13 protein-coding genes are annotated in these 14,620 nt (G+C 73.3%); 6 read left to right on the top strand and 7 right to left on the bottom strand.

Translation table 11 applies throughout. The features are described from left to right. Nucleotides 1-10: 10 nt before the first annotated feature. The gene (locus ABZ434_RS19965) at nucleotides 11-820 is read right to left on the bottom strand and encodes a class I SAM-dependent methyltransferase (protein WP_359138262.1); all 810 of its coding nucleotides are present in this window, start codon (nucleotides 818-820) and stop codon (nucleotides 11-13) included. A 197-nt stretch (nucleotides 821-1,017) separates the two neighbouring features. Beyond that, a complete protein-coding gene (locus ABZ434_RS19960; RefSeq protein ID WP_359138259.1) occupies nucleotides 1,018-2,523 on the bottom strand; it encodes a phosphatase PAP2 family protein in 1,506 nt (501 codons plus the stop codon). A gap of 250 nt (nucleotides 2,524-2,773) precedes the next feature. Here ABZ434_RS19960 and ABZ434_RS19955 point away from each other — a divergent pair, with 250 nt between their 5' ends. After that, a complete protein-coding gene (locus ABZ434_RS19955; RefSeq protein ID WP_359138256.1) occupies nucleotides 2,774-3,547 on the top strand; it encodes an IclR family transcriptional regulator in 774 nt (257 codons plus the stop codon). After that, entirely contained in the window at nucleotides 3,544-4,395 is an 852-nt protein-coding gene (locus ABZ434_RS19950) for an SMP-30/gluconolactonase/LRE family protein (protein WP_359138254.1), read from the top strand. Before ABZ434_RS19955 ends, ABZ434_RS19950 begins: the two co-directional genes overlap by 4 nt. A 47-nt stretch (nucleotides 4,396-4,442) precedes the next feature. On the opposite strand, the gene ABZ434_RS19945 is transcribed toward ABZ434_RS19950, so the two are convergent. From ABZ434_RS19945 to ABZ434_RS19935, 3 genes are all read right to left on the bottom strand, one after another. After that, on the bottom strand, nucleotides 4,443-5,414 hold the full coding sequence (locus ABZ434_RS19945) for a hypothetical protein (protein ID WP_359138251.1): 972 nt from the start codon (nucleotides 5,412-5,414) through the stop codon (nucleotides 4,443-4,445). Nucleotides 5,415-5,540: 126 nt separating this feature from the next. Beyond that, nucleotides 5,541-6,491: an alcohol dehydrogenase catalytic domain-containing protein gene (locus ABZ434_RS19940; protein WP_359138311.1), complete on the bottom strand. Its 951-nt coding sequence runs from the start codon at nucleotides 6,489-6,491 to the stop codon at nucleotides 5,541-5,543. Between the two features lie 74 nt (nucleotides 6,492-6,565). Then, entirely contained in the window at nucleotides 6,566-7,720 is a 1,155-nt protein-coding gene (locus ABZ434_RS19935) for a mandelate racemase/muconate lactonizing enzyme family protein (protein WP_359138248.1), read from the bottom strand. 266 nt (nucleotides 7,721-7,986) lie between these two features. Between ABZ434_RS19935 and ABZ434_RS19930 the strand changes: the two genes are divergently transcribed. Together ABZ434_RS19930 and ABZ434_RS19925 are read left to right on the top strand one after the other, a co-directional pair. Then, complete coding sequence (locus tag ABZ434_RS19930) at nucleotides 7,987-9,237, top strand: aminotransferase class I/II-fold pyridoxal phosphate-dependent enzyme (protein ID WP_359138245.1); 1,251 nt, start codon at nucleotides 7,987-7,989, stop codon at nucleotides 9,235-9,237. Nucleotides 9,238-9,274: 37 nt separating this feature from the next. Further along, nucleotides 9,275-10,339, top strand: a complete 1,065-nt coding sequence (locus ABZ434_RS19925) for an MBL fold metallo-hydrolase (RefSeq protein ID WP_359138242.1) — start codon at nucleotides 9,275-9,277, stop codon at nucleotides 10,337-10,339. 12 nt (nucleotides 10,340-10,351) lie between these two features. Here ABZ434_RS19925 and ABZ434_RS19920 read toward each other — a convergent pair whose 3' ends face one another. Together ABZ434_RS19920 and ABZ434_RS19915 are read right to left on the bottom strand one after the other, a co-directional pair. Further along, nucleotides 10,352-10,981 carry a DedA family protein gene (locus tag ABZ434_RS19920; protein WP_359138239.1) on the bottom strand — a complete coding sequence of 210 codons (630 nt, stop codon included), beginning with the start codon at nucleotides 10,979-10,981 and terminating at the stop codon, nucleotides 10,352-10,354. After that, complete coding sequence (locus ABZ434_RS19915; RefSeq protein WP_359138236.1) at nucleotides 10,978-11,760, bottom strand: MBL fold metallo-hydrolase; 783 nt, start codon at nucleotides 11,758-11,760, stop codon at nucleotides 10,978-10,980. Before ABZ434_RS19915 ends, ABZ434_RS19920 begins: the two co-directional genes overlap by 4 nt. Nucleotides 11,761-11,935: 175 nt before the next feature. Here ABZ434_RS19915 and ABZ434_RS19910 point away from each other — a divergent pair, with 175 nt between their 5' ends. Beyond that, a complete protein-coding gene (locus ABZ434_RS19910) occupies nucleotides 11,936-12,340 on the top strand; it encodes a hypothetical protein (protein WP_359138233.1) in 405 nt (134 codons plus the stop codon). A 140-nt stretch (nucleotides 12,341-12,480) separates the two neighbouring features. Beyond that, nucleotides 12,481-14,619, top strand: coding sequence for an alkaline phosphatase family protein (locus ABZ434_RS19905; RefSeq protein ID WP_359138230.1), 2,139 nt, complete (start codon nucleotides 12,481-12,483; stop codon nucleotides 14,617-14,619). Nucleotide 14,620: the final 1 nt, after the last annotated feature.

Genomic DNA, 14,620 nt, shown 5'->3' with positions numbered 1-14,620 from the left:
CCGGGCGCGCTCAGGCCCGGCAGAGGATCTCGCCGTGCGGGACCATGAACCAGCCGTCACCCTGTTCGCCCCAGGTGCGCCAGGCCTCCGCGATCGCGGTGAGCTCTCCGGGCGTCGCGTGGCCGCCGTCGACCGCCAGCTCGGCGTAGACCGAGCCGACGGTGCGGTCCGCCCACAGCCCGCTCCACCAGTCCCTGCTCTCCGGGGTGGCGAAACACCAGGAGGCGGCTGTCGGAATGATGTCGGTGAAACCCGCCTCGCGAGCCCAGGAGAGCAGTCGGCGGCCCGCGTCCGGCTCGCCCCCGTTGGCTCGCGCCACCCGGCCGTACAACTGCTGCCAGGCGTTCATGACCGGCGACTCGGGGAACCAGCTCATGGCGGCGTAGTCGCTGTCGCGGGCGGCGACGATGCCACCGGGGCGACAGACCCGCCGCATCTCGCGCAGCGCCTGCACCGGGTCGCCGACGTGCTGCAGCACCTGGTGGGCGTGCACCACGTCGAACGAATCGTCGGGGAAATCGAGGGCGTGCACATCGGCGACGGCGAACTCGACGTTGTCCAGGCCGCGTTCGGATGCGGTGTCGGCTGCCTGGGCGAGGATCTCCTGCGTGGTGTCGACGGCAGTCACGCGGCCCGGCGCCACCAGTGCGGCCAGGTCCGCGGTGATCGTGCCGGGCCCGCACCCGACGTCCAGCAGGCTCATTCCGGAGCGGAGTTCGCCGATGAGGTAGGACGCCGAGTTGGCGGCGGTACGCCAGCGGTGCGAGCGCAGCACCGACTCGTGGTGGCCGTGTGTGTAGACGGCGGTCTCCTTCGGCATGACCGTGCATCCTCTCTCGAGCGCGACCCGCGAAGAGCGGACCGCGAAGCGCTGATCGGTACGGTCACCGTATGCCCAGCTGCCGAATAATGAGATGGGCATCTTGCCATGTGGACGAAGAGGAAAGTGGGGGCCCACGTGAAAGGGCGGCCGACTCGGCGTCGGCCGCCCTTCGTTCACCCTGGCTCCGGCGCGTGTCAGACGGGCCTCGGGCAGTAGACCGTCAGTGCCTCCGGCAGTTTGTCGATCATCAGGTCGCCCTGACTGTGCGCCACTTCGCCGTCGTACGCGTACGGGGTGCCCGGCTTCAGCCCGGAAATACGGATACGCCGACGTCGCTCCGCCGCGTGGATGGGTGAGCGGGTCAGGGGGCCGGCGACAGCCGCCGCCAGCAGTCGCAGACCGGGGGTCCGGCCACCGTGGACGACGCGTACGTCCAGCAGCCCGTCCGCGAGATTGTGCCGTCGGCCGGGCGCCGGCCCTACCCGCTGGAACAGGCCGTTGCCGACGAACAACAGCCACAGGGGCCTTCTGCGGCCCTGTAGTTCGGCTTCCAGTGGACGCTGGCCGCCCAGTGCCTCGAAAGCCGCGAGGACGCCGGCGGGCCAGCCGCCGATCCGCGGGGCCCAGCGCTCGCGTGTCCGCACCAGTTCCGGATAGACGCCCAGGCTGAAGGCGTTGAGGAAGTAGCCGTCGGCGCCGCCGGGTCCGTCCGGCCCGGGCCGGAACCGGCCCAGGTCCACCCGGACCGCGCTTCCGGCGGAGAGCGCGGAGCAGACGTCGGCCACCGTTTCTATGCCCAGGTCGTAGGCGAAGTGATTCAGTGTCCCGCCGGGGAACACGGCGAGTGGCACACCGTGCACCGCGGCCACCGCCGCCGCCTGGTTGACCGTGCCGTCACCGCCGCACACCCCCAGCGCCCGGCCCTGGCCGGCGGCCTTCTCCAGTTCGGCGGAGAGTTCCGACGGGGCGCACTCCACCACTTCCGCGTGCGGCAGGGCGCCCCGCACCAGCGCCGCCGTGGCCGTGGCCGTCCCCGACTCCTGGTTGACGACGACGACCAGGCCCTGGCCGTCCGGCAGCGCGGGCGCGTCTGCGGGCGGCCGACCCGGTGCGGGCAACTGACCCCGTGTCGGCACGATGCCGCGCAGGGCGAACGCCGCCCCTACGCCGAGCGCGGCACCGGCCAGCACATCGCTCGGGTAGTGCACTCCGGTGTAGACGCGCGAGGCGGCCACCGACAGTGCGACGGGCGCGACGACAGCCCCCCACCCCTTCGACTCGAGCGCCACCCCGGTGGCGAACGCGGCGGCCGAAGCGGCATGGCCCGAAGGGAAGGACGTGGTGACCGGCTGGCGCTTCAGTCGCCGTATCACCGGCACGGCGTCCAGTATCGGCCGCTCCCTGCGGACCGCCCCCTTGCCGACCGTATTGATCGCGGCCGAGGCGACCGCCAGCGACGCGATGCCCCGCAGTGCCGCCCGCCGGGCGCGGGCACTGCCGCCGAATGCGGCGATGCCCGCCGCGGCACCGACCCACAGCAGTCCGTGGTTGGCGCTGCGACTGAGCCGCGGCAGCACGGGCCCGGCGGCCGGCCAGTGCCGCTGGGCCAGGTTCTGGAACACGGCCAGGTCGCTCCGGTGCAGAGCGGCCCGCAGCCCGGCGGGTCTCGCCAGAGGTGAAGAGGAGTTCGGTGAAGACATGGAACAGCGAATACCCTGCCCGCCCCCGCCGAACCGGCAGGCGCGCCCGAAACGTGCGCGAGGACGCTCACGCGTCGACGCGACCCATGCGTCATATGCGCATATATGGGTATGAAGGGCCCCTGCTCATCCCTGTTTCGGGTGCCGCACATCACCCCGTCATTGCCCCGGCAAGTGCGCCACGTCTAGCCTGTGTTCGTGATGCCGGTCACTGGCCGGAATGTCGAACACGAGAGGGTGGTGCACGACCATGGGGCGACTCGTCCCCGCGGTGACCCGGGCGCTGGACGTACTCGAACTCTTCCTCCACGGCGACGGTACGCTCTCCGCGCCCGAGGTCACCCGCAAGCTGCAGCTCCCGCGCACCACCGTCCATGAGCTGCTGACCACGCTCGCCGCCCGCTCGTACGTGGTCACCGTCCCCGACCAGCCCGGCCGCTACCGCCTCGGTGTGCGCACCTACCAGCTCGGCAGCCGGTACGCCGAACAGCTCGACCTCGCAGCCGAGGGGCAGCAGGTGGCCCGGCAGGTCGCGGAGACCTGCGGTGAGACCGTCCACGTGGCGATCCTGGAGGGCACCGACGTCATCTACATCGCCAAGGTGGACTCCACCCACGCGGTCCGCATGGTGTCGGCAGCCGGCCGAAAGCTGCCCGCCCACTGCACCTCGGTCGGCAAGATGCTGCTCGCGGCCCTTCCCGAGCGGGAGCTCGACGCCCGCCTCGACGGGCTCGAACTGACGGGGATGACCCCTGACAGCATCACGGACGAGGAGGAGCTGCGTGCCGCGCTCGCCTCCGTACGGGAGCGGGGCGTCGCGGTGGAGCACAGGGAGTCCAACCCCGACGTGAGCTGCGTCGCCGCGCCGGTACGGGACCGGTCCGGCCGGGTCGTCGCCGCGCTCTCCGTCTCCGTCCCCATGATCCGCTGGAGCGAGGAGCGTGAGGCGGAACTGGCCGCGCTCGCCGCCGAAGGCGCCGAGGCGCTCTCCGGCCGGCTCGGACACCACCGGAGGGAGATGTGAGCCGCCCGCGCCTCGACGTCGCCGTACGGGAACACGCCGAACTCGGGGAGGGCCCGACCTGGGACCCGGTCGCCGGGCGGCTGATCTGGGTCGACATCCTGTCCGCCCGCATCCACACCTACGACCCCGCCGACGGCCGGCGCACCGTCATGGCCACCGAACAGCATGTCGGTGCGGCCAAGCCGCGGGCGGGCGGCGGCCTCGTCGTCAATCTGCGTGACGGAATCGGCCTCTACGACACGGACGGGGCCTTCCGCTGGCTCGTCCACGACGCCGAGCCGGGACGGCGCGGGAACGACGCCGCGGTGGCCCCGGACGGGGCGCTCTGGGCGGGCACCATGCGCTACGACGAATCGGAGGCCGGCGGCAGCCTCACCCGTGTCGCCCCCGACGGCACGGCCACCCGGGTGCTGCCGTCGGTGACCTGCAGCAACGGCACCGGATGGAGCCCGGACGGCCGGCTGATGTACTACGTCGACACACCGACCCGCCGGATCGACGTCTTCGACGTGGGCGGCGAACAGGTCACCGGCCGCCGCCCGTTCGCCACCGTGGACGAGGGCGCGGGCTACCCCGACGGTCTGACGGTCGACGCGGAGGGGGCCGTCTGGGTCGCCCTGTGGGACGGCGCCGCGCTGCGCCGCTACACACCCGACGGCAAGCTGGACCGCGTGGTCGAACTGCCGGTGCGACGCCCCACGGCCTGCACCTTCGGCGGCCGCGACCTGCGCGACCTCTACATCTCCACCGCCCGCACCGGTCTCGACGGACCGCATCCCCTCTCGGGGTCGCTGCTGGTCCTCCCGGACGCCGGCCGGGGCGTACCCGGTACGGCCTTCGCGGGCTGAGGAGCGGGGGAGCCGGGCGGGTCCGGGTCATGGACCCGCCCAGTGGATCACTGCGCCGGGAAGCGCCGCAGGATGCCCGGCAGCCGGGAGCCCAGCGGTGACATGTTCCCGTCGGCGCCGTGCCGGGCCAGCAGATCCAGCACCAGCCGGCCACGGCGCACCCGCTCTCGGGCCGTATCCAGGGCGACATTGCGCAGATGGGCGCCGTACGGGTAGATGCCGGGTGCCTTGGACAGGCCGAACTTGAGGTAGAGCGGAGCCCCGCGGCGGATCAGCTCGGCCGCCTCGTACATCCGCACATACCCGCCGAGATCATCCGGTGCCTCGATGTACAGGTCCATCGGAGCCGCCGACGCCCGCCGGATCTCCGTGAAGTGAGCGAGCGTCAGGTCGGACGGGATGTTGACCGAGTCCGCCCCGAGCTGTTCGTAGACGGCGAAGGAGGCGGGGTTCACCGGCCCGACCAGGGCGGACACCTTGAACGTCGTGTCGGCGGGCAGCACGCCCTGCTCGCGCAGCCGGTGCAGCGTCCACAGCACTCCCTCGTCCGCCACCAGCAGGCACTTCACGCCCAGCTCGGCAGCCCGCAGAGCGTCCTCGACGCAGCCGGCCAGGGCGTCATGGCCACGGGCGCGCAACCCGGCCCCGCCCGAATCGGTGCGGAACGAGGCTCCCGTGTCCCAGCTGCCGCGCGGGCCGGTGAACAGGCAGAGCTCGATACCGCGTTCGGCGCAGCCCTCGACCATGTCGGTGATCTCGGCGTCACCGAGCATCCAGACACCGCTGCCCTGACTGATCCGGTGGACGGGGACGTCGAGCCGCGCGCTCTCCTTCAGGACGACGGACAGCGCCTCGGGCCCCTCCACGGACGGGATCTCGGTCCGCCATGTGCCGCCGTCGGGAAAGGTGTGCGGGGACGTGTCGGCCGGGTCTGCGGCGGGGGCGCCGAGCCCGAGCGCGCTGAGCGCGGGCTCGCCCGGTCGCCGGACTCCGGTACGGGCAGGGGATACGGAGGTCATGAGCGACCTTTCGTGTTCGGTGGGTCGGACGAGGTTCGGGTGAAGGGGCGGCGGGGAGAGCGGCCACCCGCGCAGGGGATCGGGCACGGCCGAAGGGCTGTCCCGCCAGGAATTGCGGGACGGCCCTCAGGGACGCATCAGCACCTTGCCCGTCCCCGTGCCACCGCCCCCGACCAGTGCGACGGCCTCCGCGAACCGCTCCAGCGGGTACTCGTGCGTGATCAGCGCTGCCGGATCGAGCAGTCCCGCGGTGAACGCCCGCACCGCGTACGACCAGGAAGCGGAGGACGCCCCGAACACACTGCGCACCGTGAGCTGGCTCAGCGACAGGTGCACCGGGTCGATGCCGACGGCCCCCTGCGCGAACATCCCCGTGAGCACGACCCGGCCCCCGCGCCGCGCGAGCAGGCAGGCGTCGGCCGCGGTGGTCGCGGCCCCGGCCGTCTCCACCACCAGGTCGTACCGGCCGTGCACCTGCGCGGCCTCTTCGGGCGCCAGGGCCTCGCTCGCCCCGAAGCGCAGTGCCTGGCGCGCCCGCTCCTCCCTCGGATCGATCACCGTGAGCTCACCGGGGGACACCGCGGCGAGCAGCTGGACCGCGAGCAGCCCGAGCGTTCCCGCACCCACGACCGCGATCCGCTCGCCCGGCTCCGGCGAACCGGCCCGCACGGCCGCGGCGACCACGGCCGCCGGCTCCAGGAGTGCGGCGGCGCGCAGGTCCGCGTCGTCGGCCAGCGGGTGCAACAGCCGTGCGGGCACCACGACATGGTCGGCGAACGCCCCGGGCCGGGTGAAGCCCGTCTCGTCGTACCCCGCCGTGCAGAGCGAGGTCTCACCGGTGCGGCACCGTTCGCAGCTCCCGCAGGAACGGAACCCCTCGGCGACCGTGCGCCGACCGGTCAGGGCGGGGTCGACGCCCGCGCCCACGGCCTCCACGGTGCCCGACCACTCGTGGCCGGGCACCACCGGGTAGCGCACGTACTGCGGGTCGCGATGGCCGTCGTACACCTCGCGGTCGCTCATGCAGATCCCGGCGGCGGCCACCCGGACCCGGACCTCGCCCGGGCCGGGTTCCATGACGGGTCCGTCCGTCAGCCGGTGCTCGCCCGGCCGGTCGATGGTGATCGCCCGCGAGCGGGCGGCCTGTCCGCTCACTTGGGCTGCCTCTTCTCCCAGCCGTCGGCCCACAGGTCGAACCGGGCCTGCTGCTGCGGGAATTCGGCGGCCGCGTCCACATCGAGCTCGACACCGAGACCGGGGGCGTCGGAGAGCTCGAAGCAGCCGGTCACGGGGTCGACCTGGGGGGCGCCGCGGACGACCTTCTTGATGTCGGCGTCCGCGAAGTCGTTGAAGTGCTCGAGAATCTTGAAGTTGGGTGTGCAGCCCGCGACCTGGAGGCTGGCCGCTGTCAGCACCGAGCCGCCGACGTTGTGCGGGGCGATCAGTGTGTAGTGGGTCTCCGCCGTGGCGGCGAGCTTCCGGGTCTCCAGGATGCCGCCGATGTGGCCGACGTCCGGCTGGATGATGTCTGCGGCCTGCGACTCGAAGAGCTCGCGGAACTCGATGCGGTCGTGGATGCGCTCGCCCGTCGCGATCGGCATGTCGACCTTGGCCGCCACCTTGGCGAGGGCCTTGAGGTTCTCCGGCGGCACCGGCTCCTCCAGCCAGGCCGGGCGGAAGGGGGCCATCTCGTGGGCGATCCGCACCGCCGTGGAGGGGCTGAAGCGGCCGTGCATCTCCAGCATCAGCTCGGTGTCCGGGCCGATGGCGTCCCGCACCGCCTCGATGAGCGACACGGAGTAGCGGGTCTCCTCCTGGCCCAGCTCGAAGTGGCCCGTACCGAACGGGTCGATCTTCAGGGCCCGGTAGCCGCGCGCGACGACTGCCGAGGCGGCCTTGTGGTAGGCCTCCGGGGTCCTCTCGGTGGTGTACCAGCCGTTGGCGTACGCCTTGACGCGGTCGGTGACCTTCCCGCCGAGCAGCTGCCACACCGGGACGCCGAGCGCCTTGCCCTTGATGTCCCAGCAGGCCATCTCGACGACCGCGATGCCGGACATCACGATCTCGCCGGCCCGCCCGTAGTCGCCGTACTTCATCCGGCGTACCAGGTCCTCGACGGCGAACGGGTCCGAACCGGAGATGTGGTTGGCCTCCGCCTCGCGCAGGTAGCCGATGAGCGCGTCGGTGCGGCCGAGCATCCGGGTCTCACCCACGCCGGTGAGGCCCTCGTCGGTATGGACCTGCACATAGGTGAGGTTGCGCCAGGGTGTTCCGACCACATGTGTGCTGATTCCGGTGATACGCACGGGAGTTGCCCCTCGTCTTGTTCGATATTTCGGCACTCGTTCGAAATCCTGGCGTGACCGTAATGACGCGGCGGGGCGAGTGTCAATGGGGCCGTCGCGGTGCGGTGCGGTTCCCGCGCCCGTCGGGCGTCCTCGGCGAGGTCGTGCTACGGCCGTCCGGACGGCTTCGCGGTAGCGCAGGCGCCCCGCTCCATTCCCTCGTATAAAGGGGCGGACACGGCCCGGGCGACGGGCACGGTGACCGAGCGGCGGCGAAGGAGGCCCGGATGGGCCGGGAGCGGACCGGACGTCAGGGGCACGGCGCGCCCGGGGTCCGGGAGGACCGCGGGCCCGTACGGTACGGGCCTCCCGCACCGGACCCCGGGCTGCCGGTCCTGCCCGAACTCGCCGAGGTCCTCGCCGCCGCCGCGGCCGGCGGCGAGCCCGAACCTGCGGGCGGCTCGGCGTCCCTGCGCGAGGCGGCCCGCGCCTACTGGGACCGGCGCGGCCTGCGCGGCGGTCCCGAACACATCGCCGCCGCGCCCGGCACCTCGCCGCTGGTGCTCGCCCTGATCGCCGCGCACGGCGGCGACGTACTGGTGCCGCGTCCCTGCCCCGCCTCCTGGATCCCGCAGGCCCGGCTGCTGGGCAGGCCCGCCTACCAGGTCCCGACCCCCGCCGAGTGCGGAGGCGTGCCCGACCCGTACGCGCTCCTGGAGACCGTGCGCCGGGTGCGCGCCGAGGGGGGACGACCACGGCTGCTGCTGATCTCGGTGGTGGACGACCCCACCGCCACGGTCGCCCCGCCGGAACTGGTGCGTGAGGCGTGCGAGGCGGCCGTCGCCGAGGGGCTGCACATCGTCAGCGACGAGACCTGGCGCGACACCCTGCACAGGCCGCACGACACGGTGCTGCTCAGCCCGGCCGAGATGTGCCCCGACGACGTGACGGTCGTCTCCGACCTGGCGGGTGCGCTGACCCCGTCGGCCTGGCCGGTCGCCGTCGCCCGGTTCCCGGACACCGAGCGCTCGGCGGTGCGCCACGCCCGTACGCTCGACGTTCTCACCGCGCTCGGCGCCCTCGTCGCGGGCCCGGTCGCGGCGGCGGCCGCCCATGCGCTGCGCGAACCGGACGCCGTCATCGAACGCGTCCGCCGGGCCGCGGCCCTCCAGGCCCGGGTCGCCGCGGAGGCCCACCGGGCGGTCCTCGCCTCCGGCGCGCTGGCCCGGCCCCCGCAGGCCGGCCGTCATCTGTACGCGGACCTCGGCCCGCTGCGCTCCCGGCTCGCCGCCCGCGGGGTCACGGACTCGCTGGAGCTGGAGGAGTACCTCTCGGACCGGCTCGGTGCCCCCGCCCCCGGCGGCCACCGGTTCGGCGACGAACTGGGCGCGTTGCGGGTGCGGCTGGGCACCGGAGCGCTGCTCGGATCGACCCCGCGGCAGCAGACGGAGTCCCTCACCGCTGCGGAACCCCTCGAATTGCCGCATGTCGCGGCAGCGCTGAGCATGTTCCGGGCAGCCCTCGACGAACTTCGCTGACACGCTGCGCCGACGCTCTCCGAGACGGGAGTCCTCGATGACGGAACAGACTGAGCGCTCCCTCGCCCGGGACCCGCGCCGTGTGACCTGCGGTGAGGTGGTCGCCCCGCGTCCTCTCGGAGAGGTGAGGTCCTGGCCCGGCAGCTTCGCCGACCGGCTCACCGCGCCCCTCCCCGGCATGGCGGGCATGTCCCGGCTGGCCCGAGAACACTCCATCCGGCCCAACGCCGAGGGTCTGCGCGGCATCCACCGGCTGCCGTACGCCCCCGAGCCGCTGCCCCCCACCCCCGCCGGAACCAGTTGCGTCACCTGGGCCGGTCACGCCAGCTGGATCATCCGTACCGGCGGACTGACCGTGCTCGCGGACCCCGTCTGGTCCCGCCGCATCCTCGGCACCCCGGCGCGGATCACCCCCGTCGGCGTGCGCTGGGAGGACCTGCCGAGGGTCGACGCCGTCATCATCAGCCACAACCACTACGACCATCTCGACGCACCCACCCTGCGCCGGCTGCCCCGGCACACCCCGCTGTTCGTCCCGGCCGGCCTGGGCCGCTGGTGCCGCCGCCGCGGCTTCGGCTGCGTCACCGAGCTCGACTGGTGGGAGTCGGCGGAACTGGACGGCGTCCGCTTCGACTTCGTGCCCTCGCACCACTGGTCCAAGCGCACCCTCACCGACACCTGCCGCTCGCTGTGGGGCGGCTGGGTGATCGAGGACACCGCCGGACCCGGCAGGGGAGGGCGGATCTACTTCGCCGGCGACACCGGATACGGCCACTGGTTCACCGAGATCGGCCGCCGCCACCCCGGCATCGATCTCGCCCTGCTGCCCATCGGGGCGTACGAGCCGCGCTGGTGGCTGGCCGACGTGCACGCGGACCCGGAGGAGGCGGTGCAGGCGTACGAGGATCTCGGCGCCCGCGCCATGGCGCCCATGCACTGGGCGACCTTCCTGCTGTCCGCGGAACCCGTACTCGAACCCCTCACCCGGCTGCGCACCGCGTGGCGACGGGCCGGCCACCCGCGCGAGCGGCTCTGGGACCTGCCGATCGGCGGCTCGCGCGTCCTCGACACCACGAGCGAACCGCGTGCGGTCAGCGGCTGACCCGGACCCCAGTCACCGCCCGGACCAGGCGCGCAACCGGTGCCACAGCGCCGGCGCCCCGCTGATGAGCAGCGTCAGGCCCACCGCCGCCACCACGCCCTGCCACGGCTCCGGGAACAGGGAGCCGCCCAGGATCCCGATCAGCTGATACGTGGCGGCCCAGGCCAGACAGGCCGGCACATCGCCCCGCGCGAACCGCTTGAGCGGCATCCGGCTCAGCAGACACGCCAGCATCACCGGGATCCGCCCTGCCGGCACCAGCCGGGACAGCACCAGCACCATCACCCCGTGCTCGTCGAGCTTCTGCTGCGCCTGCGCGAGCCGCTCGGGCGCGGCCCGGTCGCTGATCGCCCGCAGCCACTTGGAACCGTTCTTCGACCGCACCCCGCGCTGCCCCAGCCAGTACAGGCAGATGTCCCCGAGGAACGCCGCGGACGACGCCACCACGAACACGATCAGCAGCGCGAACGGCGACGACCGGTGAACGGCCACCACGGCCGCCGAGCTCACCAGCGCACCCGTCGGCACCACCGGCACCAGGGCGCCGAGCGCGACCAGGAGGAACAGCGAGGGGTAGCCGACCGCCTGCTGCGTCGACTCCGGCGGCAGCAGCACCGTCCGTCCGAGGAACTCGTGTATCACCCGGTGGCTCCCGGCCGCACGTGCTCGCCGTGCTCCAGCCGGTGCACCGCCACCCCGGGAGCCCGCAGCGCCGCCTGGCGCACGAACTCGTCACCCGGCGAGTGGAACTCGTGGGGCCGGACCGCGTCCATCCCGATGGGCCAGTACGTGCCGTAGTGCACCGGCACCGCGGCCCGCGGCGCGATGCGGGCCAGCGCCTCGGCGGCACGCGTCGCGTCGAGGTGACTGTGGCCCAGGTACGGCCCCCATCCGCCGACCGGCAGCAGGGCCACGTCCACCGGACCGACCGCGTGCGCCATGTCGTCGAAGAGCCCGGTGTCCCCGGCGAAGTACGTGCGTGCCTCGCCCTCGACGACGTAACCGAGCGCGGGGGAGCGGTGCGGGCCGACCGGGAGGCGCCGCCCGTCGTGCAGCGCCGGCACGGCCCTGACGCGCACCTCGCCGACGCGCACCTCGTCGCCCGCCGCCACCTCGGTGATCCGCAGCCCGCGCATCCGGCGCAGCACCCGGAGCCCCGGCACCGCCCGGACAGCCCCCAGGGGGACGACCAGCCGGGCGCCCGGGGCGATGCGGGCCAGGGACGGAAGGTGCAGATGGTCGGAGTGCAGATGCGAGATCAGCACGACATCGGCGACCGCGGCCGCCGGGCCGGGCAGCTCACCGCGCCGCCGGCGCAGATGCGCGAAGCGCCGTACGAAGAGCGGGTCGGTCAGGACCCGCACACCGGAGTCCTCGATCGTGCAGGTGGCATGACCCCACCAGGTGATCTCCACCGGCACCAGCCGCCTCCTGTTCTCCGGACCTGCCGACGAGCCTACGGGGCGGACGGCCCCCTCCGGGGCCTCCCCGGCGCGCCCGGGCGCTCTCGAGCGCCCCTTCCCGCCCTGACGTGCGCCTTCAGGTACGGGAATCCGGCCGGTAGGGTCGGAGAACGCCTAGCACGGGGGACCGGTCATGGGGGACGTACGGGTGGCGGCCATCGCCAGTCTCACGCCGCTGGAGGAACTCGACAGCGATCCGTTCCTCGTGGACACCCGCAGCCAGCACGCCATGTGCGCCCGGTGGGCCGCCGACCAGGGCTACGTCGTCACCCGGCAACTGCGCTTCTACGGACTGCGCCCCGACCACCACGCGCTCTGGGCAGACGTCGAGGGCGGTGAGGTCGAACTCTTCGTCGCCCCCACCGACCGGGTACTCGCCCGCGCCATCGCCTCGGTGCCGCAGTTCGCCGCGGAGTGCGAGCGGCGCGGCGTACGCCTGGAGATCGCCGGCCTCGACGAACCGCAGTACAGCTCCCGCACCAAAGCCAGCGTGCATCGCAGACTCTCCATGCCGACCGCCGGGTACGACGGCTGCTGACCAGCGGGCCCACCGCTCACGGCGGCGCCGAGCGCCGGGCCCGCTGTGAAAGGCTGGGGCAGGGCTCGGAACGGCGGGCCCGGACGTGAGGTGGCAGCGGCGTGGGTGACGGGCGATGGCGAAGAGCCGGTAGCGCCCTGATGCGAGTGATCCTGGTGTGGGCGGTCTCGACGCTCACGATGCTGGCGCTCGCCGGGATTCTGCCGGACTTCCAGCTCCAGTCGGACGACGGCGACAGCGTGACCAAGACCGCTTTCACGGCGGCATGGGGCGCGGGCGCGTTCGGCCTGCTCTCGGCGCTGGTCTGGCCCGTTCTCGTACGGGCCCTGCTCATCGTGCCGGCCCTCGTCCTCGGCATGCTGGTCTTCTTCCTCAACGGCTCGCTGCTCCTGATCGCGCTGCGGCTCATCCCGGACGGACGGGGTGTCGCCGCCCCGGAGACGGCCGTCGTCGTCGCGGCCGTCATGTCCGCCGTCGCTTCCGCCACCTCCACGGCACTCGCGGTCAGGGACGACAACGCCTACCGCCGCAGGCTCTCGCGCCTGGCCGAACGCCGTCGCCGCCGCAGCGGCACGGGCGGTGCGGACGGCGAAGGGCCGCCCGGCACCGTCTTCATCCAGCTCGACGGCGTAGGCCACGACGTCCTCGCGCAGGCCGCCGCCGACGGGGTCATGCCGACCGTCGCCCACTGGCTGGCCGGCACCGAGGGCCACCGCCTCCTCCCGTGGCGTACCGACTGGTCCAGCCAGACCGGGGCCAGCCAGCTCGGCATCCTGCACGGCAGCAACCACGACGTCCCCGCCTTCCGCTGGTACGAGAAGGAGACCGGCGACGTCATGGTCTCCAGCAGACCGGCCAGCGCCCTCGAGCTGCAGCGCCGCGCCATCGTGCGCACGCGTGACGGCGGACTGCTCACCCTCGACGGCGCCAGCCGCGGCAACCTCTTCAGCGGCGGCGCCGACCAGCTCGCCCTCGTCCTGTCGATGGCCGCCCGGCGTGGCAAGGGGCGCCGCTCCAGGGCCGGCTACTTCGCCTACTTCTCCGACCCCGCCAACGCCGTCCGTACCGCGCTCTCGTTCGTCGCCGAGGTGGGGCGCGAGATCGGACAGTCGACCCGGGCCCGGATCCGCAAGGAGACGCCCCGGATCAAGCGCGGCGGGCTCTACCCCTTCATCCGGGCCTTCGCGACCGTCGTCGAACGCGATGTGGTGGTCGCCGCCGTCATGGGGGACATGTTCGCCGGACGGACCGCCGTCTACGCCGATCTCGTCGCCTACGACGAAGTGGCCCACCACTCGGGGCCGCGCAGCCGGGACGCCGAGAAGGTCCTCGCCCGGCTGGACCGCTCACTCGCGCTGATCGCCGAGGTCGTCGAACACACCCCGCGTGACTACCGCATCGTGCTCCTGTCCGACCACGGCCAGAGCCCCGGGGAGACCTTCGCCGGAGCGTACGGGCTGACGCTCAAGGACCTGGTGCGTGCGGGCAGCGGGCTGCCCGTGCCCCGCAGGGCCCAGAGCACCCGGAGCGGCTCCGAGGCACGCGACGCGGTCCGGATCGCGCTCCACCGCCCGGTCGCCGCAGGTGAGGAGAAGCAGGTGGCGAAGGCCTCGGAGCCGGTCGTCCTCGCCTCAGGCAACCTCGGCCTGATCTCCTTCCCCGACATCGACGGCCGCGCCTCGCAGGAACAGCTCGACCGCCGACACCCCGCCCTGCTCGGCACGCTCGCCAACCACCCCGGAATCGGCTTCCTCCTCGTCCGCAGCGAGCGCGACGGATCGGTGGTGCTGGGGCGCGACGGCGCGCGGATCCCGGTGGCGGAACTGAAGGACGGACAGGGCCCGCTGGCCCCCTTCGGCCCGGGCGCGGCCGATGCGGTCCGGCGCACCGACACGTTCCCGCACGTCGCCGATGTGATGGTCAACTCGATGTACGACCCCGAGACCGGCACGGTGCACGCCTTCGAGGAGCAGATCGGCTCCCACGGCGGCCTGGGCGGGGAGCAGTCCCGGCCCTTCCTGCTCTGGCCGCCCGGAATGACGGACCCCCTGTACGCGTCCGCCGCCGAAGGCGGGGAACAGGCGGCCGAACTGATCGGCGCGGAGGCCGTGCACCGGGTCCTGAGGCGCTGGCTGCGCGAGGTCTCGGGGCCGCAGGTGCCGGTGGGGCGGGAGGGCAGGCCGAGCCGCCGGACGGGGCGGGGGACCGTGCGGGGTGGCGGTGACGGACTCCGCGGCCCCGGCAGGGAGAGGGATGCGGGCACCGGAGCGCGGGGCTGAC

Source organism: Streptomyces sp. NPDC005761 (assembly GCF_040630635.1).
Lineage (GTDB): Bacteria > Actinomycetota > Actinomycetes > Streptomycetales > Streptomycetaceae > Streptomyces.
The sequence above is the reverse complement of the archived record's forward strand: the minus strand, read 5'-3'. Positions and strand labels throughout refer to the sequence as shown.